Below are 23,741 nucleotides of genomic sequence, written 5' to 3'. Positions count from 1 at the left end.
CACGGTTAACGTGAAGCCGTGAATCGTCGCGACCGGCTGGCAGAGCCGGACCAGTACGAGGCCGTCGGCGCCGTCTTGGACAGCGCGCGCCGGCGGCCCGGCTTCGGCTGGCTGCTGACCGGTGTCTGGCTGTTCTTCCTGGGCAAGCCGCTCGGGGTCATCCTCAATCACGACGACATGGCCGAGCGGGCGCTGGGGCTGCTGGGAGTTGTCGGGTTCGCCGTCGCCTACATGGCGTTCTTCTGGTACGCCCGGTCCAACAACATGGCCCGGGTGAAGACGCCCATGGGCGTTCGGCTCGGTTTCATCGTCACGCTGCTCGCCTTGGCGGCGCTGATGCTTCCGGCGGCCGGCGTCACCGCGTTGACATCGCTGGTTTTCGTCGAGGCGCTCGGCATGATGGTGCTGCCACTGCGCGTCGGCGTGGCGCTCGGGGCCGGTCTGCTGGCGGTCGCCGAGCTCGCGCTCCGGCTCACCCCGGGCTGGCGGGACGACGGGAGCTACAGCCTGTCGATCGTCCTCGGCGGGCTCGCGGTCTTCGGGATCCGCCGCGCGATGCTGCGCAGCATCGAGTTGACCGCCGCTCGCAAGGACTTCGCCGAACTCGCGGTACAGGAGGAACGGAACCGGTTCGCCCGGGATCTGCACGACATCCTCGGCCACTCGCTCACGGTGATCACGGTCAAGGCCGAGCTGGCCGGGCGGCTGATGGAGGCCAATCCGACCAGGGCCGCGGCCGAGGTGGCCGACGTGGAGCAACTGGCGCGAGCGGCACTGGCCGACGTACGGGCCGCTGTCGCGGGGTATCGCGAGTTGAGTCTGGCCGGGGAACTGGTGTCCGCGCGAGCGGCGCTGCAGGCTGCGGAGATCAAGGCGGACCTGCCGACGGTGGTCGACGAGGTGCCTGAGGAGAACCGCGAACTGTTCGCCTGGGTGGTCCGCGAGGGCGTCACGAACGTCATCCGCCACTCGGGCGCCAAGCGCTGCACGATCCGGCTCAGCAAGTCGATGGTCGAGGTCGTCGACGACGGGAAGGGCCCAACCGCGGTCGCCGGCACGTCCGGGCACGGGCTGATCGGGCTTCGGGAGCGGGCCGACCAGGCGGGCGCGAGCGTCCAGGTCGGCCAGGCGCCGGATGGCGGATTCCGGCTGGCTGTCAGAGTTGCCCCGTGACGATCCGACTGTTGATCGCGGACGACCAGGCACTGGTCCGAGGCGCCCTTGCCGCGTTGCTCGATCTGGAACCCGATCTCGAGGTGGTGTCCGAGGTCGGCCGGGGCGATGAGGTGGTCGACGCCGTCCGCGCGGCCAAGCCCGATGTGGCGCTGCTGGACGTGGAGATGCCCGGTCTTGACGGGATCGAGGCTGCCGCGGCGTTGCGTACCGCAGTACCGGGGGTTCGGGTTTTGATGGTGACGACCTTCGGGCGGCCCGGGTATCTGCGGCGTGCGATGGAGGCCGGGGCGACTGGGTTCGTCGTGAAGGACACCCCCGCCGCCCAGCTCGCCGACGCCGTACGCCGCGTTCACCAGGGCCTACGGGTGGTCGACCCCTCCCTGGCGGCGGAAACCTTGGTCGCCGGCACGAGCCCGCTGACCGCGCGGGAGTCCGACGTACTACGGTCCGCCCGCGAAGGCGGCACCGTCGCGGACATCGCCCGCGAACTCCACCTCTCCGAGGGCACCGTCCGTAACCACCTGTCCGCCGCCATCGGCAAGACCGGCGCCCGAACCCGCGCCGAGGCCGTCCGGATCGCCATCGGCAACGGCTGGCTCTGAGCCTGGCCCATATAGTGCAGTTCCCTTCTTTGTCCTAGGCTGACGATCGGGGGAAGGAGTTGCCATGACCGTCGAGAACTTCAGTACGAAGAGTCGCCTTGCGGACACCGGGGAGGGGATCACCGGTGACGAGCTGCAACTGGCCGCGCGGAATCACGGCATTCCGCTGGAGGCGTTGCGGTACGACCTGACGCCGCCCGGCCTGCACTACGTGCTGGTGCACTACGACATCCCTGCCGCCAACGCGGCGACCTGGGAATTGTCCGTTGATGGTTGTGTCGAGCAACCACTGTCGTTCGGTCTGACAGCCTTGCGGGCGATGGGGCGTGAGACCGTCCGGGTCACGCTGGAATGCGCGGGGAACGGCCGGGCCGGTTTGAACCCGCGACCGATCAGCCAGCCGTGGTTGGTCGAGGCGGTCGGCACGGCCGAGTGGACCGGCGTACCGCTTGCTGACCTGCTCCGTGCGGCCGGGCTGCGCAAGGATGCGATCGATGTTGTCTTCACCGGCGCGGACCATGGGTTTGAACGTGGGGTCGAACAGGACTACCAGCGGGGGCTCACCGTCCGCGAAGCGCTGGACTCCGGCGCCATCGTCGCGTGGGAGATGAACGGGCATCCTTTGCCGCCACAGCACGGGTATCCCCTGCGGCTGGTGATGCCTGGCTGGTACGGGATGGCGAGCGTCAAGTGGCTGCGCTCGATCGAGGTCATCGACCACGAATTCACCGGCTACCAGAACGCGGTCGCCTACCGTTTCCGCCAGGAGGCCGGCGAGATCGGCGTCGGCGTGACCCGGATCGAGCCGCGCGCCCTGCTGATCCCACCCGGTCACCCCGACTTCATGAGCCGCCACCGTTTCGTTGCCGCCGGCTCCGTTGTCCTGAGCGGCCGGGCCTGGTCCGGCTGGGCCCCGATCGAACGCGTCGAGGTCAGCGTCGACGCCGGCGCCTCCTGGAGCGACGCCAAACTGGATGCTCCAAGCAACGACCTCTCGTGGCGCTCCTTCTCCTACGACTGGGATGCCCGTCCGGGTGAACACGTCCTGACGGTCCGCGCCCACGACGAAAGCGGCCGCGTCCAGCCGATCGAGGCGCCCTGGAACCGAGGCGGCTTCGCCAACAACAGCGCCCAGCGAATCACCGTTCTCGTCACCTGACCCATCCCCGCGTGTCGCGTCACCGAACACCGTTTACGCAGTTCCATCATGGGAACTGTAGGCACGCACGGCAATCTCACCTGGGATGGCGAGCGATGAACGACTTGGGCACCGAGATCCACCTACACGCACGCGTCTTCCGAACCGGCTGCGACTGGTACGCCGACCTCGACGACGCCTACGACCCGCAACCGGACGACCCCTACTGGTACGGCTACTACACAACCCAACGAGCCGCCATAGACGCCGCCTGCGCCCGCCTGGCCGCTCACCGCCTAACCCAATCCCAGCGCATAAGCCACCTGTTGTTGTCCCCAGTAGCCACCAGCGCCTGACCACGTACCACGGGAAGAGCCCCGCATCGCAGCTCCTCCGACGGCGCTGCCCACCATGGTTCGCCGCCACCTGGCTCCCGGGGTGAGGGTGGGCCCGGGATCGGGTCCGCTGACACGATGTTCGGCCGATAGCGCGCTATCAGTCCGGCAGCGGACGAAAAACCCGGCAGCCGACGACCTAAACCCGCCCTCGTCGAGCAGGCTAAGCAGCGTTCAACCGGTAGCACCTGCCCCCTCCACAACGCGACACCGGGGCGATCCTTGTGCACCACATGAGCACGGCCACCGCGGGGCATGCTCAACCGGTGCTCAAAGACGCCGAATCGGGGATCGATCGGTCGGAACCCCGCGGACCGGGGCCGGCCTCACCAAGGCCGGCGCGAACCAGGGTTGACCCGCCGACCAGGCGTGAATCACAGCCGAGGGCGTTCACTTCGAGGTGACTCGGGGTGGCGCTTGGGGAGCATTGCGCCTCGATGCTGTGGACGCGGCGAGACCGTGAGCAGCGGCGTGACGTAAGCGAGACGTGATCGCGGCGGCGGCGCGGTTGGTGAGTGGCGAGGCTAGATTGAGTCGATGAGGTCGCTGCGACTGGTCGGTTTGGTGATCGTGCCGCCGATTCTGCTTGCCGTTGCCGGGCTGGTTCATCCTCACTTTCTGACTGTCGGGACGGCGAGGTCGTGGCAGCGACTTCATGTGTTTCTGCTGCCTGTCTTCCCCCTCCTCGCGGTCGGGTTCATCGCTCCACTGTGGCGGCGTCCCGGACGGGATGGTGCCGGCGTCGCGACTGTTGTGGCGTGGGTCGGGGCGTTCACCTACGCGGTCTTCTACACGGGGCTCGATCTGGTTGCCGGGTTCTCCGCGGGCACGGTGGCGAGAAATGGCGGTGCCTTCTCGGATCTTGGCGCCGCCGTACAGCCGTTATTTGCCGGTGGCGACGCGTTCGGTCGCGTTGGGGTGTACGGATTTCTCGTGGCGGCCGCGGCCATGACGGTCGCCCTCTGCATCCGGTACGGCGTACGCGCTGTGCCGGGCGGTGTCATTTTGATCGCGGCTGGCTGGTCCTTCCGCGACAGTCATATCTTCTGGCCACGCGGTGTCCTGACGATGCTGGCCATCGCCCTTGGATTCGCGTTGTCCGCCAGATTGGTTTCAAGGCCCCGGCCTTGACGATGAAAGGATCTCCAATGGGAGTCGATCGTGGACTGCTGGCGCTGCTCGAAGCCAAGCCTGGCAAGGGAGAAGAGCTCGGCGAGTTCCTCAAGCAGGGACGCGAATTGGCGTTGGCCGAGGAGGGCACCGTCACCTGGTACGCGTTCAAGCTGAGCGATACCACCTACGGCATCTTCGACACCTTCGAGGGGGAGGACGCTCGTCAGGCCCACCTGAACGGTCAGATTCCGATCGCTCTCGGCCAGGTTGGCGCCGACCTCCTCGCAACGGACCCGGACATCCGCACCGCAGAGATCATCGCGGTGAAGTAGAAGCGACGCCGACAGGTGCGTCCGTCGCATGAGGCCGGTCGCGCCTCGCGCCAGCTCGAGAATTAGTTGTCAGAGGCATAGAAAGCTGGCGCGAATAGCCGTTAGGTTGCCGTAAGTGGTTGTTGGGGGGAATCGGCGTAGCGTCCTTGGCAATGAGAAGGAGCTGAGGTCGATGTTCGATCAGATGAGCATGCCGGTGCTGTTCGCCGTGTTGATCACCACCCTTGCCCTCGTCAGCGCAGGCATCTTCGTCGCTGTCCGGATCCTGGCCGAGAAATCACAGTCGGGCAAACTGGTGAAGAAAGTTCCCCATGCCCCCCTGCCTCAGCAGACGTCCGACCGATCGGCAGTCGAGCCGGACGAGACAACGAGCGTGCGCGAACTCGACTAGCCGAACTCCCTTTCAGCAGCCGCTTTGGTGCGGTGCGGATGACGCAGATCTCGGTACGATCGAGAGGTGCGACAGAAGGTCGGCTACTGTGCGGCGGCCGGATGCGGTGAAGTTGGCGTATCCGGTCCGTGGCGACGGTCCACCACTCGTCAGAGTCGCGACCTGGACGATCCACCTGGAGTTCGACGGGGAGAGTCCGGTGTGGCGCCAGTGGCTCGACGCTCTCGGGGACAATCACACTCTCATCCGCTACGACGAGCGTGGATGTGGGCTCTCGGATCGTGACGTCGACGACATCTCGCTTGATGCCTGGGGTGGCCGATCTCGAGAACGCGCCGGACGCCGGCCAACCCGACCTCCCCACGAACATCGCCGCCATTCGGCGCTTCCTCAGCGTCTGCACCAGCGAGCCCCTCGCCCCGAACGACTGGAACGCCGCGCTGGCTTGGAACATGGTCGTTTCCCCCGAGGTCAGGGGCGCGCTGATCTCGCGCGAGATCAACAGCGACGACGTACTGGCCGACCTGACCGTACCCGTCCTCGTAACCCACGGACGCTCCGACACGATCGTCCTACCCTCGATGTCCGAACACGTCCTCGACATCTGCAAAACCGCCAAACCATCCTGGTACCACGGCGTAGGCCACCTGCCCTTCACCGAAACCCACCCCCGCTTCAACCACGAACTCACCAGCCTCGTGAAGGAAGTCGCCTAGTCAGGTCCGTTGGGCATTGCCTCGTCATAGCAGCAGGGTACCCTGAGACCCACCGATATCTTCTTCGCACACATCGCCCCCGGCAGATGAGACGAGTCTCCTCGGCAGCTGACCGCGATCGTTCTCCGCTCAGGACTTCGCGAGCTGTGGAATGAACGCGGCCAAGGCGCTGGTAAGCAGCGGTGACAGCACGGCCAGACCGGTGAGCGGATTCCGTAGCAGCGAGACGTTCAGGTGCAACAGCACCTCGAGGCGAGCCCGGGCAGCTACCCATGCTTCTGTCGGTTGTCCATCCGCTGGGAGGGGGTAGGCGCGATCGACGACGTGTTGGGCGCATCGCCTCCATGCCGCGACCAGCGGCACGCTGAGCACCGACGCGATGACGGCGAACAAGGCGCCGTAGTACAGGACGTTCACTGCCGGGAAGTCCCTCTCTCGATCCGGATGTACGTCGATGAATGCAGCACGCAGTGTGCTCGACGTGACGATGGCCGCGACCACACCGAGCGCGAACACCCCGACGCAAAGCACCAGCAGATCCCACAGACGCAGCAGCCGGCTGATCACTTCACGATGCAACTCGGCGCCTCCAACGAGGCTCGCGGCGGCGGACTCCTCTGTTCTGGTGGGAATCGGCGGCAACAGCTCGATCCGACGCTGAAGGAGGTGGCACGTTTCATGCGCGAGCCAGACGAGAACGAGCCAGGGGATTGTGGCAATCAGTCCAGTCAGCAGTACGGCGCCGGTCCGCAGCTCGAGATTCTTGACCGGAAGATCGGGGTTATTGCCACTAGCAACAAGCCGGCCGACGATCAGTGCACCGGCACCCGCCGTCGCAAATGCGAGGTACGTCCAGCGGGTGGACTTGGATGCGACGATCCCCCACCTGTCGACCTCAACGAGGACGCGAACGGCGGTCACTATCACCGCGAGGAACAACACCACCGCCGCAGCCGCGACCATCCGCCAGACTGTCCACGGCACGCCACCGACAAATACGTCGCTATCCACCGAACCAGTCGAGGCATCAGCACCAAGCGCCGCCGTCAGCGCAAACACAAGCGCGACCGCGCCCACAGTGATGACAGGCGGACCGAGGTTCACCCTTCCCTCTGCACCTCGCACGGTTCCTCCCGAAGCCGAGCAACGCTGCTGTCAAGACGCTATCGCCACTCCGCCCTCTAGTCAGTAGCGCCGCCCCAGATGTTGTCCCCTAGCAGCAGCCTGCCGGATGCGGCTACGGCAATGGTCGCGAAGCTGGCTGTGGCTGTGGCTGTGGCGGTTGAGCGGGCAACGGCGGAAGCCAGCCTGATTTCACGTGCCAGTGTGCGCGTGGAGGCGTGCTCGGCGACCGTCAGGCCCTGCCCCCTCGGCGAGTGGTCAAGATTGGCGTCTCCTCGGACACACCATTCACCTGAGGCAGGACTCATCCAGCGGCCAGCTGATCTTCACCTGACTGATCATGACCCGTACTACGGCCAGCGTCATCGCGAGCCACGCGGTTTTGCGGGCCACGCCGCAGTTGCTGAGCGGCGACGGAGGAGTTGCGACCCTGGGGCGGGTGGGTCGAGCGGGCGACGTAGGGGGACGCGAAGCGGGTCGGCGTACCAGCTATTCGGGTTTGTTGGAAGTGGGGCCGCCGATGACGTAGGGGGTGGTGTAGCCGGTGTAAGCGAGGTGGGTCATCAAGCCTTCGGAGGCGTGGGGGAGGTTGTGGCAGTGGTCCATCCAGATGCCTGGGTTGTTGGCGAGGAAGGCTATTTCGTAGGTTTCGTTGTCGGCTACTTCTAGGGTGTCGATCCACCAGGGGGTGCCTGTGGTGGGGGTGCCGTTGCGGGAGAGGACGACCCCGTGGTGGCCGTGGAGGTGCATGGGGTGGGATTGGCCGCTGGTGTTGGAGATTTTCATTCGTACTACGTCCCCTTCGCCGACCATGAACATTGGTACGTCGGGGAACTTGCGGCCGTTGATGGTCCACCAGAGACCGGGTTTGCCGTCGAGGAAGCCGACGCGGCGGCCGATGCGGTATTCGAAGGTGCGGTCAGCGTGGGACGGGTCGAAACCGAGTGGTGCGGGGGTGCCATAGGTCAGTAGGTCGACGGTGTCGGATGACAGGGCGTCGGTGGGTGGGGCGGATGAGACAGGGCCGATTGTGACGGAGGTCGTGCCGGCGTCCAGGCGTAAGGCGCCGGACGGAGGCACGGTGGCTTCTAGGTCGACTCGGGCGCCGGCTGCTAGTGGGAACGCGGAAGTCGTCGGCGTTGGGCCGTGGAGGTCGCGGCCGTCTACGGCGATGACTTTGTAGGGTGCGCCGACCAGACCGGTGCGGATGAGAGCGTTGTCCGTGTTGATTACGCGGATTCGTACCAGAGATCCAGCAGCCAAGGCCACCCGCTGCGATCCGGTGTGTCCGTTGATGGTGCGCTTTCCGTCGTACGTATGGATCGCGGCAACAACCTCGGGTCCAGCCGCGGCACCGATGACGATCGGGCCGAACAGGCCGTCGCGGACTTCCTCGCTCGAGACCTGGTGCGAGTGGTACCAGTACGTCCCACCTTGCGTAGCCCGGAAGCGGTAGACGTGCCGACCACCAACCGGTACTGCGTCCTGCGTGACTCCGGCGACTCCATCTTCGGCATTGGGCACGTCGATCCCGTGCCAATGCAAGGTGACGCCAGAACGCACGGACTCATTCACCAACGTGACCTCGACCAGATCGCCAACCCTGGCACGGATCAGCGGTCCGGGAGACGTTCCGTTCACGGTGAATCCATCAACAGATTCACCGCTGGCAAGGGTGAACTTCTGTTGCCGCGCGACCAGAGTCATCGCAACCGTCGGAGTACCAGATGGCCCGGTCAGTGAAGCCACGCTCATCCCACCATGGTGCATATGCTCAACAGCAGGCCCGCCGCCGTAGTCGGCGTACCCCATGTCCGTCGCGGAATAGTTGCCTGGACAAGGCTGGTTGCCCAGAGGTACGCCAGCGGTACGAGTACCGCCAGCGCAACTCCGAGGGCGATCAGCCGCCCCTTCCACTTACGCACTGGGCACAGGGGTTGGTGACGATGCGCGCCGCGATGCTGCTCCGGCGACGGCGGCGATCGCCATGCCGTTGATGCCGTGCAGGATCCCCAACGCAGGAAGGCCGAAGGACACCACTGCCAGTACGAACTGCAGCACCACCAGGCCGACGATGATCCCGGCCAGCACTCGCCCGCGCGGTACGTCGGTCATGAACGACAAGATCAGCAGCACCAACGCGAGCAGGCCGATCGCCGTACCGGCCATGCTGTGATAGCTCTGGCCGAAGTTGCTGTAGTCCGACCCGATCGTCGTCCCGTCATCCGCGTCCTTGGCGATCGTGAACCCGGACAACGCGATCGACGCGATCTGTAAGACGACGGCTATCGCGATGAGGGACGCGAGAACCCGGTACGCCGCCCTCATGCGCGCCGCTCCTGCCTACGACGCTTCACGAGGAAGATGCCCGCGACGATCAACAGCAACGGCAGCACCGGCGGATGCCCACCGCCGACCACGCAACCAATCGAAGCCAGTACTCCGACCACCGCCAGCGCGACCAGCAACGGCAACGGAGCCCGCCCGAACACCCCTCGCCGAGCCCACGGCGGCCCACCAGCACTCCATGCCCCTCGCCCACCCGGTCCACCAACGCCCGGTCCCCGCCCGTACGCCGCGCGCCCGGCGGCAGCACCTTCGCCCTGCTCCGCCGGCGCCGTCCACGGCGGCCGGGACCAACCCCACGGCCCAGCCCAACCCTCCTCACCCGACGAACCCGGCTCACCACCGCCCGGCGTACCGGTGGGCCGCTCGCCCGGCAGATCCGCGAACAGCGCGGTCAGATCCGCCCAGGTCTTCGCCTGTAGCGCCTCGCCGACGCGCTCCTGGTGCTCCTCCGCGCTCAGCCGCCCGGCCTCGTAGTGCGCGCCGAGCCGCGTCACCGCGTCCTCGCGTTCCTGATCACCAACGCGGATAGGTCCTTCGTTCCCGCTCATGACAACTCCTCGATGCTCGCTGATTTCCAACTGCACCGATCGTGTCGCCCGAGACCCCTCCCCCGCGTCGCCTCGGCGGCTACACCTCACCTACTCCACGCGACGCACCCTGCACCCCTGGACGCAGTACGGCGTACTCCCGCTGGCGTATGCCGTACCAGGGACAACCCAGGGTCCGACCCTGGAACCAGGCGTAATTCGGATGAGCCGGGCCGCCCTCCCGGGTTAGGGTCTTCGACGGGTCCGGCGCGACCCCGGCGGTTCCTGCTGATCCACTGAGGCGACTTCCCCAGTCAGCCTGGAGCCGCGGATTGGAGCAAGCCCCATGCCCGAATCCAGCACTGAAGAGCCCGCGATCCACACCGAGGCTCTGACCAAGACCTACCGCTACACCGAGCAGCAACCAGGCCTGGCTGGTGCCGTCAAAGGCCTCTTCCGCCCGGACCGCCGCGAACGCGTCGCGGTCGACGCCCTGCAACTCACCGTGCCCCGCGGTCAGATCATCGGACTCCTCGGCCCGAACGGCGCCGGCAAGACGACCACGATCAAGATGCTCTGCGGCCTGCTGCGCCCAACCAGCGGCGACCTCGAGGTCCTAGGTCACCGCCCGGCCAAGCGCGGCTACGACTTCCTCTCCAGGATCTCCGTCGTGTTCGGCCAGAAGTCGATGCTCTGGTGGGACGTCTCGACGTACGACTCGCTGCTGATCCACAAGGAGATGTACGCGATCCCCGAACCACGCTTCGAGGCCACCATCAAAGACCTCGCCGAGCGCCTGCAAGTCGAAGACATCCTGAACATCCCGGTCCGCAAGCTGTCGCTCGGGCAACGGATGCGCTGCGAGCTGATCCTCGCGCTGCTGCACGGCCCCGACCTGCTCTTCGCCGACGAACCGACCGTCGGCCTGGACGTCGTCGCGAAGCTCAGCGTCCGCGCCTTCCTGGCCGAGCTGAACCGCGACCTCGGTACGACGATCGTGCTGACCAGCCACGACATGAACGACGTCGCGGCGCTGTGTGAGCGCATCGCCGTCGTCAACCACGGCCGAACCATCTTCGACGGCGACCTGGAAGCGCTTCGCGAGCGAGCAGACGCCGGGGTCGACGCCGACCTCGACCAGGTGATGTCGAAGCTGTTCACCGAAGCGGCAGCGGACGCATGAGGCTCGCCCGCGTCCTGCGGATCCTCGTCGTCCGCGAGGTGACGATCATGCTGCACTACCGCTGGTGGCTCGCGATGCTCCAGCTCAGCAACATCGTCGCCCCGGCCATCTCCCTGCTGGTATGGCGGGGCGCGATCGCCCAGGGCGCCAAGCCACCGGTCACCGAGTCGTTCCTGACCACCTATCTCGTCCTCGTGAGCATCGTCGCGATGCTCACCAGCAGCTGGACCTCGGGGTTCCTGGCGGCGAGCATCCGCCTTGGTGGGTTGAGTTCCTGGCTCGTCCGCCCGTGTTCCACCCATCTCAACGGCCTCGCCAACAACCTCGCCGAGAAGGTCATCAAGCTGTTCCTGCTGATACCGCTCGCGGCTGTGCTCGGATTCATCTTCCGCAACCAGGTCGACCTGCCGACAACTGTCGGGAAGTGGCTCGCGTTCGCGATCTCACTCCTGATGGCCGCCGCGATGACCTTCTCGCTCGACATCGTGATCGGGTCGCTGGCGTTCTGGTTCGAGGACGTCTCCGCGGTGGACCGCTTGCGCTCGCTCCTGGCCCGGATCCTGTCGGGTGCGTTGATCCCGCTCGCGCTCTTCCCCGCGGCGGTCAGGAGCTTCCTCGACGCCCAGCCGTTCCGGTTCATGGTGTCGTTCCCGCTCGAGGTCCTGCTCGGCAACCCGTCGCGCGGGAGCTTCGCCCTGCAGTTCGCCTGGTTCGCCGCGTTCGTCGGCGCGGCGGTGTTCGTCTGGCGGATCGGGCTGCGCAGCTATCAAGGAGCCGGCGCATGAAGCGCTACGCGCGGCTCTGGTGGAGTTGCCTAAAGCAAGCAATCCGGCGCGACCTGCAGTTCCGCAGCCAGACGGTCACCAACGCGATCGCCTCCACGGCAGAACTCGTCCTGGGCCTCATCCCGGTGCTGATCCTCACCGGTACGGCGGCTGCCGCGGTCGGCTGGAACGGCCCGCTCACCCTGATCGTGGTCGGCATCTACGGTGCCTGCACCGGTCTGATGGACTGCTTCGTCGCCCCGAATCTGCGCCGCATCGACGGCTACGTGCGCAAAGGCGAACTGGACCTCATCCTCGTCCGCCCGGTGAACGCACAGCTTTTCGCGGCGCTGAGATGGATGGAGCCTGCGGAGCTCGGCCGCGTCGTCACCGGCCTCGGTCTGGCCGCTGCAGGCGCCCACGCAGCACACCTACCGATAACACCAGAACTGATTGTCCGAGCCGCAGGATGGACAGCGATCGGGTTCATCGGCTTCAGCCTGCTCTGGGCGAACCTCGTCTACCTGGCGTTCTGGTTCGAGAGCGCGGAGCCGATCAACGAGGTCGCGCTCCAGGCCCGCGAAGCCGGGCGGTACCCGCTGGCCTACTTCCCGAAGTCCGTTCAGTTCGTCCTCGCGACGATCGTTCCGGCGGGCCTGATAGCAGCGGTGCCGGCCAAGGTTTTGGCCGGCACCGTTGCTGCTTTGTCGACAGGTCTACTCCTGCTGACTGTTGGCGTCCTACTCACGATCCTGCATTGGCAGCTGGCCAGCCGCCGCTACAGCAGCGCCAGCTAGGCGTTCGCAGCGAGGATCTTGTTGACGTCGTTGTTGGCCTTGGCCAGTGACGCCGGGTCGGAGGCGAAGGACATCACCGATTCCATCGCCGGCGTCATCACCGCGGAGACGTCGGCGGCGTTCGGGTTGGCGGGGTAGGGGAACACGTTCCCCGCCTCCACCGGCTCGAGGAACGGCGTCACGTCCCAGCCGGCCTTGGCGAACGACGCATTGGCGGCCGGCATCGAGGCGCTGACGGCCGGGAACACCACCCCGGCCCTGGCGACGATGTCCTGCGCGGTCTGCGAGCCGAGGAACTTCACCCAGGCCCAGGACGCCTCGCGCCGCTTGGTGCCCGCCCAGATGGTGTCCGCCAGACCGTTCATCATCGACATCCGCTTGCCGTTCGGGCCCTGGGTGAGCCGGGCCAGCTTGGTCTTCACGCCCTTCAGCCCGGCGTACGTGCCGAGCATCCAGGAACCGTTCGGCGTCAGCCCGTACTTGCCGGCGCCGAAGCTCGTGGTGATGTCGACGCCCGACTTGGCCTGCGCGTACGTCGGCATGTACCCCTTGGTGATCAGGCCACGCCACCACCCGATCGTCTCGGTGAACTTGGGATCGCCGTAGAAGAACTTGGTGCCCCACGGCTGCCCTTCGGAGTACACCCAGCCGTTCGACGCCGCGTACCAGCTCCAGCTCGTCTGCCCGTCGGCGCCGCCGGCATCGCCGTACCCGAGTCCGTAGACCTTGACGTTGTTCTTGTCGAACCCGGGCTGATCGCCCCGCCGGCCCTTCGAGTCCACCGTCAGCCGCGCGACGATCTGCTCGAAGGTGCCGCCGTCGGACGGGTTCCAGGTCATCGAGTTCAGCTGCTCGGCGGAGATCCCGGCCGCGTCGGTCAGACCGGAGTTGTAGAAGTAGACCTCGGTGTCCCAGTCCTTCGGCAACCCGTACCGCTTGCCGTCGGCACCGATCCATCGATCGGCCAGCCCCTTCTGGTAGATGTCGAGATCGACGTTGTCAGCAGCAACGAAGTCGTCGATCGCCAGCACTTGGCCCTTGTCCGCGAACAGCGGGTACTTCGCCGAGTGCGAGGTGAACACGTCGGGCGCCGTTCCGGAGATGAACCCGGTGACGAGCTTGCCCCAGTAGTCGTTCCAGCCGTACTGCTCGACACTCACCTGGTACTGCGGGTTCTGCTGCTGGAACACCTTCGCGCACTCGGTGTACATCGGTAGCTGGGCGGAGTCCCAGAGCCAGTAGATGACCTCACCGGCACCACGATCGGTGGCCCCGTTGTTGCAGCCGGCGACAGCCGATGCGGCGAGTCCGGCCAGTCCGGCCTTCAGCAGTGTCCGTCTCGAGAAGCTCATCGCAGACCTCACTTGATCCCGGAGAAACCGATGGAGTTGGTGATCCGGCGGGCGAACACCACGAACAGGAGGATCATCGGCAGCGCCGCGATCAGGGTCGCCGCCATCAGCCCGGCCCAGTCCGGCCCGCCCTGCGGGGTCTGTGAGCGGAACACCCCGAGCGCGACGGTGAGGACCCGGACCTTCTCCTGCTGACCGACCAGCAACGGCCAGAAGTAGTCGTTCCACGAGTTGATGTAGGTCAGGATCGCCAGCGTGGTGATCGGCGCGGCGCTCATCGGGATGATCAGCCCGAAGAAGATCCGGCCGTGACCGGCGCCGTCGATCATCGCCGCCTCCTCCAGTTCCCGGTTGATGCCGAGGAAGAACTGGCGCAGGAAGAAGATCGCGAACGGCGTCATCAACGCGGTCGGCAGGATGATGCCGGCGAAGCTGTTCAGCAGCCCGAGGTTCTTGATCAGCGCGAAGTTCGGCAGCAGGGTGAAGATCGGCGGAACCATCAGCGCGGCCAGGAACAGCGCGAACACCTTGTCCCGGCCGGGCCAGCGCAACCGGGCGAACGCGTACGCCGCGAGCGCGCTGAAGAACACCTGGCACACCGTGGTGACGGTCGACACGATCAGCGAGTTGCGCAAGTAGAGCCAGAAGTTCACCGCGGCTCCGGAACCACCCTGTGCCTGCGCCTCGGCGACCGATGACAGCCCCAGTACGCGCTTGAAGGCACCGAGGGTGGACTCCACCGGGAGCAGCGAGCTGGGATGCCCTGGCAACTGGGTGTTGTCCGAGAACGCGGTACGGAGCATCCAGTAGAACGGGAACAGCGTCAGCAGCATCAACACGATCAGGCAGGCCCAGGCGACGACGCGGCCCGGGTTCAGCTCACGCCTCATGCCAGATCACTCTCCTTGGCGCGCAGCAACCGCAGCTGCAGCAGCGAGACGAGCGCGAGGATGGCGAACAGCACCAGCGCCATCGCCGACGCGTAGCCGAAGTCGAACCGGGTGAAGGCCCGCTCGTAGATGTAGTAGTAGATCACCCGGGTCGCGTTGATCGGCCCGCCCTGCGTCGTCACCGCGACGGTGTCGAAGAGCTGGAACGACCCGATCATGGTGACCACCAGGACCATCACGAGTACGGGCCGCAGCAGCGGCAGGGTGATCCGCCAGAACGTCTTCATCTCGGTCGATCCGTCCACCTCGGCCGCTTCGTACACATAGGTCGGGATCATCTGCAGACCGGCGAACACCAGCAGCGCCGTGTAGCCCATGTGCCGCCAGACGTTGATCAGGGCAACGGTCGGGATCGCCCAGTGCGAGTCACCGAAGAAGGCGACCGGGTCGATCCCGATCCAGCTCAGCGCCTGGTTCACGATGCCGACCTGGTAGTCGAGCATCCAGTACCAGACCAGCGCGACCACGACGTTCGCCACCAGGTACGGCAGCAGCACCACCGCGCGGACCGTGATCGACTTCGTCAGCCGGTACATCAGCATCGCGATGCCGACCGCGAGCACGGTCTGCAGGCCGATGTTGATCACCACGTACTCGACCGTGACGCCGAGCGCGTTCCAGAAGAAGCTGTCGTGCACCATCCGCTCGTAGTTGTCGAGCCCGTTGAACTTCGGCGCCGACAGCAGGCTGTACTCGGTGAAGCTCAGGTACGCGCCGCGGAGCGTGGGCCAGATGTAGAACACCACGAACCCCAGCGTCGCCGGAGCCAGGAAGATCATCGCGACCTTCAGATCCCCGGGACTTCGTCGTTTTCGAGGGGGACTCGTCGTCACGGTCACGGGCGATCTCCTTCTAGTCGATGGCCAGAACTTCCAGCAGAACCGCGCTCTCCGGCCACTGCGCCGGAACCTGTACGCCGGCCGCCGCGAGCGCAGCACCGTTCAGCTCCACGCCGTCACTCCACCAGGCTGCGCTGTGCCGCGGCTCGGCTCCCGGCGTGACCAGCTTTCGCACCCGGTACACGCGGTCCTTGGTGAGACCCGGCAGCCGGACCCTGCCCACGTCGGAGGTGATCGACTGCGCCAGCTGTACGGCGGAGTACACCGCGCGGGAACCGTCCTGCGCGACCACTCCGTGCAGCAGGAAGTCGTCCGAGCCGCGATCGGCGCGGACCACCCTGCCGGTGTGCAGCAGCGGCCGGAGTTCCTTGTGCAGCGCGACCCAGCCTGCCAGCTCCGCCCGCTCTTCGGGCGACGCCTTGCTGATGTCCCACTCGATTCCGAAGTGGCCGAACAAGGCGGTGGCGGCCCGGAAGGCCAGGCTCTGGGTCCGGCCGGTGGTGTGCGCCTTCGGCGGGCCGACGTGGCAGCCGATCAGCTCGGGCGGCAGCAGCAACTGCGTGTACCGCTGGATCTTCTGCCGCTCCAGCGCGTCGTTGCTGTCGCTTCCCCAGACCCGGTCGGTCCGCTCCAGAACGGCGAGGTCCACCCGCGCGCCACCGGACGAGCAGGACTCGATCTCCAGGCCGGGATGACGCCGCTTCAGCTCGTCGAGCAACCGGTAGAGCGCGAGCGTCTGCTCGTGGATCCCGGCCGTCCCGGTCAACTGGTTGCCGCCGTCAACGAAGTCGCGGTTGTGGTCCCACTTCAGGTAGCTGATGTCGTACTCGCTCAGCAGGCTGTCCAGCCGCTCGAGCAAGTAGTCGTAGGCGGCCTGGATGCCCAGGTTCAGGCCCTGCTGGTGGCGCGCGGTCAGCGGCATCCGGTTGCCGGTGGCAAGGATCCATTCCGGCTGCTGACGAGCCAGGTCGGAGTCCGGGTTGACCATCTCCGGCTCCACCCACAGACCGAACTGCAGGCCGAGCCCGGTGACGTGGTCGACCAGCGGGTGCAGGCCCTTCGGCCAGATCCCCTCGTCGACGTACCAGTCGCCCAGGCCGGCGTGGTCGTCGCGGCGGCCACGGAACCAGCCGTCGTCGAGCACGAACCGCTCGGCACCGACCTCGGCCGCCGCGTCCGCGAGCGCCTTCAGCTTGTCCAGGTCGAGGTCGAAGTACACGGCCTCCCAGGTGTTCAGTACGACGGGCCGATCCGTCGTCGGGTGGCTCGGCCGAGCCCGCAGGTAGGCGTGGAAGCGCGTCGACAGCTGGTCGAGACCCACGCCGTACGTGCCGTAGATCCACGGGGTGCTGTAGCTCCCGCCGGCTTCCAGGCGCCCCTCGCCGGGAAGGAGCAGTTCGCCGCCACCGATGACGGCGAACCCGCTCATCCCGCGTTCGGCGTACGAGCGGTGGTTGCCGCTCCAGGCGGTGTGCACGCCCCAGATCTCGCCGGTGCCGAAGTCGAAGCCCGGCGTACCGGCGAAGAGCAGCAGGGTGGCGTCGGCGCCGGTCCGGCCGCGGCGGTTGTCACGCAGGTGCAGACCCTGGGTGAACGCACTCCGCTGCGGGTGCCGCTCACCGATGTGCCGGCCAGTCAGGTCGAGCAGTTCGGTCGCCTCGGTCGGCACCGGCAGCGCGAGCACCAGCCCATCGACCGTGTACGGCGAACCGCCCGTGTTCGTGAGCTCCGCCTTTGCCCGGACGAGGCCCGAGTCGGTCAGCTCCACCACGAGCGCCAGGCTCAGTCCGGCTTGCGGATCGGCCGCCGTGACCTGGACCGTGTTGCCGGTCTGAGCAACCTCAGTGAGCTGGAACGACGCGGAGAAGTCCTGGCCGTCGCGGTGCCCGTTCAGGCCGGGCAGCCCGAACCAGCCGGACGAGTACTCCGGGATGAGCGCGACCGGCTGGTTCTCGTCGAGGCCGTTGCCGACCTGGATCGCGCCCGCTCCCCGCCGGAAGTCCACCAGAGCGGTGTCGCTCAGCTCACCCAGATCCGCGCCCCAATGCAGCACGGACGGCAGGGCCGGACCGGAGCAGTCCAGGAGGAGGCTCACGCCCGCGGAGCGGAGCTGCAGCACCTTGATGTTCGACACTGTTGATTCACTCTGCCTTTTGATTGGTTTCAGGACGGAACTATTTACCCTGCCGTCAGGGATGTCAATAGCTTCACGAGGTTAAGTAACTACCTTGGAGCCCTCGCCCGCCCTGCCCGGGGGCAGCGGCCGTCAGCGCGCAGCGAGGCGCGTACGAACCAGCAGATCGTTCAGCGCCGCCCCCGCCGAGGGGGCGTCCGGTAGCTTCGACTCCGCTTCGGCCTCGTCGAGCAACGCCTGCAGTCGCAGGACGTCTCGCTCGATCAGCTCGGCGGCCGGCCCGTCGACAGGACCATGTTCGACTTCGGCCTTGGCGGCCATCAACTCCGGCAGGTACGCCGGTGCCTGGTCGGCCAGCTCCCGCAGATCAGCCTGTACTTCGCCCGTGCGCATCAGATGGATCCCGGTCAACAGCACCCGGAACGTGTAGAGCAGCGGCTTGAGCTCCCCCGTCTTGCCGAACAGCGCCCACTGCGTCTTCCCGAACCCGCGATAGTGATGCGAGTGCCACTTCGTCAGACACCCGTCCGCGAGCGCGACCAGCTCTTCGTGCCCGGGACTCGTCACCACCCCGAGCGGCGACAGCACCTGCTCCAGCACGTAGCCGTTGCGGCGCAGCATCAGCCGGAGGAACTTGGCCAGGTCGTGGGTGACGAGATCGACCTCGGCTTCGTTCTGGAACCAGGTCCGGTCCAGCGTCTCCGGGCCCGTGGTCAGTCCGACGACCTCGGCGACCGGAAGCACGTGGACACCGCGGAGGTCGACGTCGGAGTCCTTGGACGGGAAGCCGTAGAGGTGTGCGCCGGAGACGGTGGCGAAGAGCAGGTCGTACGGCTGGTCTCCGACGATGCCGCGGAGCTCGGTGTAGTCGAGCGTTCGCATGTCACGCGTCACCGATGCTCCTCTTCCGGACGGACCTGAGCCAGGCGTCGACCCTACCGACATCGGGCGTCGCCGGCAGCACGGTTTTCGCCAGCGCCTGGTCGAGCTCCTCGTGCAGGGACAGCCGCCAGCGTTCGACGTCCGGCCAGGACGATTCGCCCCTCTTGATTGCGAGCAGCCGCTCGCGATCCGGCCCGACGTCGACAACCAACTTGCCCTCAGCAAGCAAAGTGCGGGCTGCCAGCAACAATCTGATCAGGTGCATGACGTGCTTCCACTTCGGCGCACCGTCGCGCCGGAAGTCCGCCTCCAGCTTCTTGAACTGGCTCAGCACATAGCCGGAGTACGTCTGGTACGCGAGCTGCGACAGGAACGCCTCGCGCAGGCCCACCAGCTCCTCACCCAGCGGAGTCTGCTTGACCACCAGCGGCGAGTGGAGCACTTCGAGCAGGTTCGGATTCGCCTTCAGCGCCAGTTCGCAGAACCGCTCGACCTCCCACGAGAACCACTCCGGCTCGGGCCCGTCGACATGCGTCGGCGGTTTCGCGAGCGACCAGAACGCCTCCGTCGGCGCGACGTACACGGCCCGCGTATCGGTGTCTGAGGCATCCGTGTCGAGCCCGAAAGCACGAGATCCGACCACCACGGCGTACACGGTGTGTTCCCGCACCAGTTCGTCGCCGTCGACCTGGTCAACCGCAACAGCTTCGTCCTGGTACGCCGTACGCAGGCTGAGCTGGTCCCGTCCCGCGGTGGCGTCGCGCCCGTCGACCAGGTGCACGGTGTAGCGACCGTCGGGGGTGACTCCGCTGACCCGCCCGGTCGCGCCGCGCTGCGCAGTACCGCCGTCGGCATCGGGCCGCGCGACCCGTAGTACGACCTGCGTCCCTACCGGCAACTGCGGCCCCTCGACTGACATGCCGACATGCTCCCCCACGCCGGGTCCGGGCGCGCGGAAATTGGCAAGATCGTGACAGGGCGAAAACATGCCACCACTCTCGGTCTACCATCCGCCGTTACCCGGCGGTAGATTCCCGAGCCAGATGGCCGATCACGGGGTCCGAACGGCCATCGCCCGCCCAAACGGTCGAGATGGGGCCAATCGATGAAGATCCATCGCAGCTTTTCCGTCGCCAGCGCAGTCCTCCTGACAGCTTCCGCCCTGGTTGTCAGTACTTCCACCGCCCGCGCCGACGGCCCGGGCACCGGTACGCCGTACGTCGTCTCGGTCGGCGACTCCTACATCTCGGGCGAGGCCGGCCGCTGGGCCGGCAGTTCCAACAACTCCGAGGCACCGGCCGACGCACTCGGCGCGCACGCCTACCACGACAACGCCAGTGGCACCGCGGAGACGATCTCGCGATGTCACCGCAGCCGGTCGGCCGAGGCCTACATCGGCGCCGGCGTCAGCGGCCTGAACCTGGCCTGCTCCGGCGCGAGCACCGCCACGACGACCGGTGACAACTTCAAGCCCGGTCTGGACTTCTACGACGACGGCAACGGCCATCTCGGCCAGGCGAAACTCCTGCAGCAGTTCGCCTCGACCCACAACGTGAAGCTCGTGGTCGCGTCGATCGGCGGCAACGACTTCAACTTCGCCTCGGTCGTCACCTCCTGCGTGACCGACTTCCTCACCTCGCCGACCTGGTTCAAGGACTACTGCAAGGACGACTCGTCGGTGGTCGCCAACTTCACCACCGCCAACGTCACCGCCGTACGGGCCCGGATCGCGACCTCGTTCCAGAACCTGCGGACGGCGATGCGCAACGCCGGGTACGCAGACAACGCGTGGACCCTGCAGGTGCAGACCTACCCGTCACCGATCCCGACCGCGAGCGGGTTCCGCTACGGCGAGAGCGGCTACGGCCGGCAGAACACGGGCGGCTGCGGCTTCTGGAACGCGGACGCGGACTGGGCCAACAGCACCGCGCTCGCGACCATCAACAACACCGTCCGCGCCGCCGTCGGCCAGTCGGGCCTCGCCAACACCCGCATCCTCGAACTCCAGTCCGCCTTCAACGGCCGCCGCCTCTGCGAGTCGACCGTCGGCCTGTACGAAGAGGTCGGCCTGTCGTCGTGGACCCAGCCGGCCGCCGTCGACAAGACCGAGTGGATCAACCAGATCCGCACCGTCACCACGATCGGCTCGAACTACTTCATCCAGGAGTCCCTGCACCCCAACTACTGGGCCCAGCTGGCCCTCCGCTCCTGCGTCCGCCAGTCCTACAACCTCAACCGCGGCGGCACCTGCACCATCGCCGGCACCGGCCTCCTCAACGGCGAACCCAGGATGAACCTGAACTGAAAGCCCTTGTGGACAACAACACCGGCCGCCTCACCCCCGAAGGGTGAGGCGGCCGGCTGTTTGTGTTGGTAGTGCCCTCTTCGTCAGCTCAGGTTGAGGCCTGTGTCGTCGATGACGAAGGAGGTTTGCAGCGAGGAGTCCTCAGTGCCGGTGAAGTTGAACGAGACCGTCTGGCCCGCCAGCGACGACACGTCGTACGACTTCAGCGAGTAGCCCGCAGCCTTGTTCAGGTTGGAGAGTGTCGCCAGGGTGGTCGAGCCCGCCTTCACGGTCAGCTTGTCGTACTGAACCGTGGTCGTGGTCTCGGCCGAATCGATGTGCAGGTAGAACGAGAGCACCGCGTGGCAGCCGGCCGGAATCGCGACGGACTGGCTCAGGGTGTCGGTGTGGGTCGTGCCGTAGCCGTTGAGCCACGCCTTCCAGGAGCCACCGTGTGCGGCCTGACCGGACGAGTTGTCGATCACGCCTGCCGACGCCGACCACGGCGCCGCAGTACCGGTCTCGAAGCCGGGGTTACCGAGCTTCTGGCCGGGCGAGGAGCAACCGCCACCGACAGGGTTGACCGTGATGGTGAAGGACGTGCTACCGGATCCACCGGCACTCGCCGTGGCCGTCGCGGTCACGTTGTAGGTACCGGCGGTGGTCGGCGTACCGGAAACGGTGCCCGTGGAGGAACCGATGGTGATTCCGGCCGGCAGACCGGTGGCGGACCAGGTGTACGGCGCGGTGCCGCCCGAGGCAGACAGGGTGAACGACGCGATCGCAGAACCGACCGTGGCGCTCTTGTTGCCCGGGTTGCCGACGGTTACCCCGCCGCTGGTGGAGCAGGTCGGGTCGCCCGCCTGTGCCGGAACGCTCACCGCGTCCCACGCCGCTTTGACGGTGTTGAACTCGGTGCAGCTCGGCGAGTACAGGTTCTTGGCCGCGGTCAGCGTCCAGGTGCGGTACTTCAGGTACGAGCTGCTGCTCGTCTTCAGAAGCATCGCGTTGTACATGATCCGGATGGCCTTCTGGATGCCGATGCCGGTCACCGTCGAACTGTTGCAGGTCGGGCTGGCCGGCGAACCGTTGCTGCCCTGCGACAGCAGGTAGAACCAGTGGTTACCGGGACCGGCTGCGGCGTGCACCTCGGTGCTCGGGATCGAGCTCGAGTAGCAGTTCGGGTCGCCGAGTGCCGACGGGTTGTACATGTTGCGGATCGGACCCTGGCCAACCAGGTTGATCTCCTCGCCGACCAGGAAGTCCGGCGGGTCGTACGCCGACGACTGGTTGCTGTACCACTCGGTGCCCGCGCCGAAGACGTCGGCGACGAACTCCTGGGTCCCGCTGCCGGAGATCCCGCCCGGGGTGTGGTCGTCGATGCCGTGGCCCATCTCGTGTGCCACCACGTCGATCGAGCTGATCCACTGGCTGTTGTTGTTGTGACCGATCTGCACCTGGCTGCCGTCGTAGTAGGCGTTTACGTCGTTCAGGCCGACGCGGATCGGCCAGGCGCCGCCGTTGCCGTCCATGCCGTTGCGGCCGAGCCAGTCGGTCAGCATGTGCCGCTCGGTCTGCGCGGCGAACAACGCGTCGACGCAACCGGTCTCGCGGCTGGTGGCGTTCCCATTACCCCACAAGTCGTCCGGCCCGGAAAACGTGGTGTTGTTCGCCGCGTCCTGGCAGGACAGGTTGGTGGTGCCCGGGTCCTTCATCGAGTACGTGCTGCCGGACAGCGTGGTGTCCAGGTGGACCGGGTTCGGACCGCTGTACGCCGCCGTACCGTTGCCGGCCATCACGTGCTCCTGCGTGCCGAGCACCTTGCCGGTCTTCGCGTCGACGTAGACCGACAGACTCGACGGCTCCGTGGCGTTGCGACCGGTGACGCGGGACTCCCACGCCAGGCTCGGCTTGTTGCCGAGCGCATAGACAGCCAACGTCGGCTGCGTGCTGGAGGTCACCTGCTTGAGCAGCTTGGTCGCGGTCGCCTTTGCCGAGGCGGCGGTGATCCCGGGCCGTCGTCGACAGGTCGGGGATCGTGACCGTCTGGGCCACCGAGGTGTCCTTGACGACGCCGTTGGCGTCGGTGACGACCACGAAGTCACCGCCGACGACCGGCAGGCCCTTGAAGGTCCGCACGTAGGGGACGTACTGAAGTCCGGACTTCTCGGAGATGATCGTCTTGGCGACGAACTTGTCGTTCTTGCCGGCATGCAGACCGGCCGGTGACTTGGCCACCAACGACGACGCCGCCTTGGCCGCGAGGGCCTTCGACTGGGCCTCGGTAGGCTTCGGTGGGGCCGCGTTGGACGCGGCGTTGGACGATGTCGCTCCGAGACCGGCGACGGTAGCGACCGTCAGACCGGTGACCGCGAAGAATGTGGCGGCCTTCCGGGAACGCTGAAACAAGACCATGGGCGTGGCCCTTTCAGGAAATGGTGCAGGGCGGGTTGCGATTCGCCGGGCTGGCAAGCGGCTGCACCTGTTCCGCCTGAACGCTCCGGACACCACTGGGCCGCACTGATCCCCTTCCCCCTCGTCCACCGCCAGTGGATCGCGGACGGACACTATGCCCGTCTCATATCCTGGGCAAGGCGCATTACTGCCGTTGGCACAAGCCAGCCATTGACTGCGTTGTCACCTCAAAATAGAGCGCTTTCCCGGCAAAATCGGTTGTTTGCTTAAGCTTGGCGCC

At 66.6% G+C, this 23,741-nt stretch carries 24 protein-coding genes and 1 pseudogene; 13 read left to right on the top strand and 12 right to left on the bottom strand.

The features are described from left to right. The first annotated feature begins 18 nt into the window (after nucleotides 1–18). The 8 genes from F1D05_RS28665 to F1D05_RS28630 all read left to right on the top strand — a co-directional run bounded on the left by F1D05_RS28665 (nucleotide 19) and on the right by F1D05_RS28630 (nucleotide 5,863). The gene (locus F1D05_RS28665; RefSeq protein ID WP_206685862.1) at nucleotides 19–1,173 is read left to right on the top strand and encodes a sensor histidine kinase; all 1,155 of its coding nucleotides are present in this window, start codon (nucleotides 19–21) and stop codon (nucleotides 1,171–1,173) included. Further along, on the top strand, nucleotides 1,170–1,778 hold the full coding sequence (locus F1D05_RS28660; protein WP_185443543.1) for a response regulator transcription factor: 609 nt from the start codon (nucleotides 1,170–1,172) through the stop codon (nucleotides 1,776–1,778). Before F1D05_RS28665 ends, F1D05_RS28660 begins: the two co-directional genes overlap by 4 nt. 64 nt (nucleotides 1,779–1,842) lie before the next feature. Beyond that, the gene (locus tag F1D05_RS28655; protein ID WP_185443542.1) at nucleotides 1,843–2,937 is read left to right on the top strand and encodes a sulfite oxidase; all 1,095 of its coding nucleotides are present in this window, start codon (nucleotides 1,843–1,845) and stop codon (nucleotides 2,935–2,937) included. A 95-nt stretch (nucleotides 2,938–3,032) separates the two neighbouring features. Then, nucleotides 3,033–3,272 (top strand): hypothetical protein, encoded by a 240-nt coding sequence (locus F1D05_RS28650; protein WP_185443541.1) that lies wholly within the window; start codon nucleotides 3,033–3,035, stop codon nucleotides 3,270–3,272. A gap of 576 nt (nucleotides 3,273–3,848) precedes the next feature. Next, a complete protein-coding gene (locus F1D05_RS28645; RefSeq protein WP_185443540.1) occupies nucleotides 3,849–4,442 on the top strand; it encodes a hypothetical protein in 594 nt (197 codons plus the stop codon). Nucleotides 4,443–4,459: 17 nt separating this feature from the next. After that, nucleotides 4,460–4,756: a putative quinol monooxygenase gene (locus tag F1D05_RS28640; RefSeq protein WP_185443539.1), complete on the top strand. Its 297-nt coding sequence runs from the start codon at nucleotides 4,460–4,462 to the stop codon at nucleotides 4,754–4,756. 172 nt (nucleotides 4,757–4,928) lie between these two features. Continuing rightward, entirely contained in the window at nucleotides 4,929–5,147 is a 219-nt protein-coding gene (locus F1D05_RS28635) for a hypothetical protein (protein WP_185443538.1), read from the top strand. Nucleotides 5,148–5,461: 314 nt separating this feature from the next. Beyond that, nucleotides 5,462–5,863: an alpha/beta fold hydrolase gene (locus F1D05_RS28630; RefSeq protein ID WP_185443537.1), complete on the top strand. Its 402-nt coding sequence runs from the start codon at nucleotides 5,462–5,464 to the stop codon at nucleotides 5,861–5,863. Between the two features lie 129 nt (nucleotides 5,864–5,992). Here the strand turns inward: F1D05_RS28630 and F1D05_RS28625 are convergent, their stop codons facing one another. From F1D05_RS28625 to F1D05_RS28610, 4 genes are all read right to left on the bottom strand, one after another. Continuing rightward, nucleotides 5,993–6,874, bottom strand: coding sequence for a hypothetical protein (locus tag F1D05_RS28625; RefSeq protein WP_185443536.1), 882 nt, complete (start codon nucleotides 6,872–6,874; stop codon nucleotides 5,993–5,995). Between the two features lie 600 nt (nucleotides 6,875–7,474). Then, complete coding sequence (locus F1D05_RS28620) at nucleotides 7,475–8,740, bottom strand: multicopper oxidase family protein (RefSeq protein ID WP_246486054.1); 1,266 nt, start codon at nucleotides 8,738–8,740, stop codon at nucleotides 7,475–7,477. A 162-nt stretch (nucleotides 8,741–8,902) separates the two neighbouring features. Continuing rightward, on the bottom strand, nucleotides 8,903–9,313 hold the full coding sequence (locus F1D05_RS28615) for a hypothetical protein (RefSeq protein ID WP_185443535.1): 411 nt from the start codon (nucleotides 9,311–9,313) through the stop codon (nucleotides 8,903–8,905). After that, nucleotides 9,310–9,882, bottom strand: coding sequence for a DUF1707 SHOCT-like domain-containing protein (locus F1D05_RS28610; RefSeq protein WP_185443534.1), 573 nt, complete (start codon nucleotides 9,880–9,882; stop codon nucleotides 9,310–9,312). Before F1D05_RS28610 ends, F1D05_RS28615 begins: the two co-directional genes overlap by 4 nt. A 325-nt stretch (nucleotides 9,883–10,207) precedes the next feature. On the opposite strand from F1D05_RS28610, the gene F1D05_RS28605 reads away from it, so the two are divergent. Genes F1D05_RS28605 through F1D05_RS28595 form a run of 3 tightly spaced genes read left to right on the top strand, consistent with a single transcriptional unit; the run spans nucleotide 10,208 to nucleotide 12,605 of the window. Then, the gene (locus tag F1D05_RS28605; RefSeq protein WP_185443533.1) at nucleotides 10,208–11,044 is read left to right on the top strand and encodes an ABC transporter ATP-binding protein; all 837 of its coding nucleotides are present in this window, start codon (nucleotides 10,208–10,210) and stop codon (nucleotides 11,042–11,044) included. Continuing rightward, on the top strand, nucleotides 11,041–11,829 hold the full coding sequence (locus F1D05_RS28600; RefSeq protein ID WP_185443532.1) for an ABC transporter permease: 789 nt from the start codon (nucleotides 11,041–11,043) through the stop codon (nucleotides 11,827–11,829). Before F1D05_RS28605 ends, F1D05_RS28600 begins: the two co-directional genes overlap by 4 nt. Continuing rightward, on the top strand, nucleotides 11,826–12,605 hold the full coding sequence (locus F1D05_RS28595; RefSeq protein ID WP_185443531.1) for an ABC transporter permease: 780 nt from the start codon (nucleotides 11,826–11,828) through the stop codon (nucleotides 12,603–12,605). Before F1D05_RS28600 ends, F1D05_RS28595 begins: the two co-directional genes overlap by 4 nt. Here the strand turns inward: F1D05_RS28595 and F1D05_RS28590 are convergent. The 6 genes from F1D05_RS28590 to F1D05_RS28565 form a co-directional block, all read right to left on the bottom strand. Then, entirely contained in the window at nucleotides 12,602–13,957 is a 1,356-nt protein-coding gene (locus F1D05_RS28590; RefSeq protein ID WP_185443530.1) for an extracellular solute-binding protein, read from the bottom strand. The two genes, F1D05_RS28595 and F1D05_RS28590, sit on opposite strands and share 4 nt — an antisense overlap. Nucleotides 13,958–13,965: 8 nt before the next feature. Then, on the bottom strand, nucleotides 13,966–14,847 hold the full coding sequence (locus F1D05_RS28585; RefSeq protein ID WP_185443529.1) for a carbohydrate ABC transporter permease: 882 nt from the start codon (nucleotides 14,845–14,847) through the stop codon (nucleotides 13,966–13,968). Next, entirely contained in the window at nucleotides 14,844–15,746 is a 903-nt protein-coding gene (locus tag F1D05_RS28580) for a carbohydrate ABC transporter permease (protein WP_246486053.1), read from the bottom strand. The genes F1D05_RS28585 and F1D05_RS28580 overlap by 4 nt, the downstream gene beginning before the upstream one ends. Nucleotides 15,747–15,759: 13 nt before the next feature. Further along, nucleotides 15,760–17,880 carry an alpha-galactosidase gene (locus F1D05_RS28575; protein ID WP_185443528.1) on the bottom strand — a complete coding sequence of 707 codons (2,121 nt, stop codon included), beginning with the start codon at nucleotides 17,878–17,880 and terminating at the stop codon, nucleotides 15,760–15,762. A 132-nt stretch (nucleotides 17,881–18,012) separates the two neighbouring features. Next, entirely contained in the window at nucleotides 18,013–18,774 is a 762-nt protein-coding gene (locus F1D05_RS28570; protein WP_246486052.1) for a nucleotidyltransferase domain-containing protein, read from the bottom strand. Continuing rightward, entirely contained in the window at nucleotides 18,764–19,681 is a 918-nt protein-coding gene (locus F1D05_RS28565) for a nucleotidyltransferase domain-containing protein (RefSeq protein ID WP_185443527.1), read from the bottom strand. The genes F1D05_RS28570 and F1D05_RS28565 overlap by 11 nt, the downstream gene beginning before the upstream one ends. Before the next feature lie 186 nt (nucleotides 19,682–19,867). Between F1D05_RS28565 and F1D05_RS28560 the strand changes: the two genes are divergently transcribed. Then, nucleotides 19,868–21,067 carry a hypothetical protein gene (locus F1D05_RS28560; protein ID WP_185443526.1) on the top strand — a complete coding sequence of 400 codons (1,200 nt, stop codon included), beginning with the start codon at nucleotides 19,868–19,870 and terminating at the stop codon, nucleotides 21,065–21,067. A gap of 83 nt (nucleotides 21,068–21,150) precedes the next feature. Here the strand turns inward: F1D05_RS28560 and F1D05_RS28555 are convergent, their stop codons facing one another. Further along, entirely contained in the window at nucleotides 21,151–23,007 is a 1,857-nt protein-coding gene (locus F1D05_RS28555) for a M4 family metallopeptidase (RefSeq protein ID WP_246486051.1), read from the bottom strand. Between the two features lie 4 nt (nucleotides 23,008–23,011). Between F1D05_RS28555 and F1D05_RS41085 the strand changes: the two genes are divergently transcribed. Next, on the top strand, nucleotides 23,012–23,275 hold the full coding sequence (locus tag F1D05_RS41085; RefSeq protein ID WP_246486974.1) for a hypothetical protein: 264 nt from the start codon (nucleotides 23,012–23,014) through the stop codon (nucleotides 23,273–23,275). On the opposite strand, the pseudogene F1D05_RS41080 reads toward F1D05_RS41085, so the two are convergent. Then, nucleotides 23,171–23,461: pseudogene (locus tag F1D05_RS41080) on the bottom strand (M4 family metallopeptidase); the annotation flags it as partial. The gene F1D05_RS41085 and the pseudogene F1D05_RS41080 overlap by 105 nt on opposite strands. Between the last annotated feature and the right edge of the window lie 280 nt (nucleotides 23,462–23,741).

Origin of the sequence: Kribbella qitaiheensis (assembly GCF_014217565.1) — a bacterium.
Classification (GTDB): Bacteria; Actinomycetota; Actinomycetes; order Propionibacteriales; family Kribbellaceae; genus Kribbella; species Kribbella qitaiheensis_A.
Note: the sequence above shows the minus strand (reverse complement) of the source record. Positions and strands in the feature narration are given on the sequence as shown.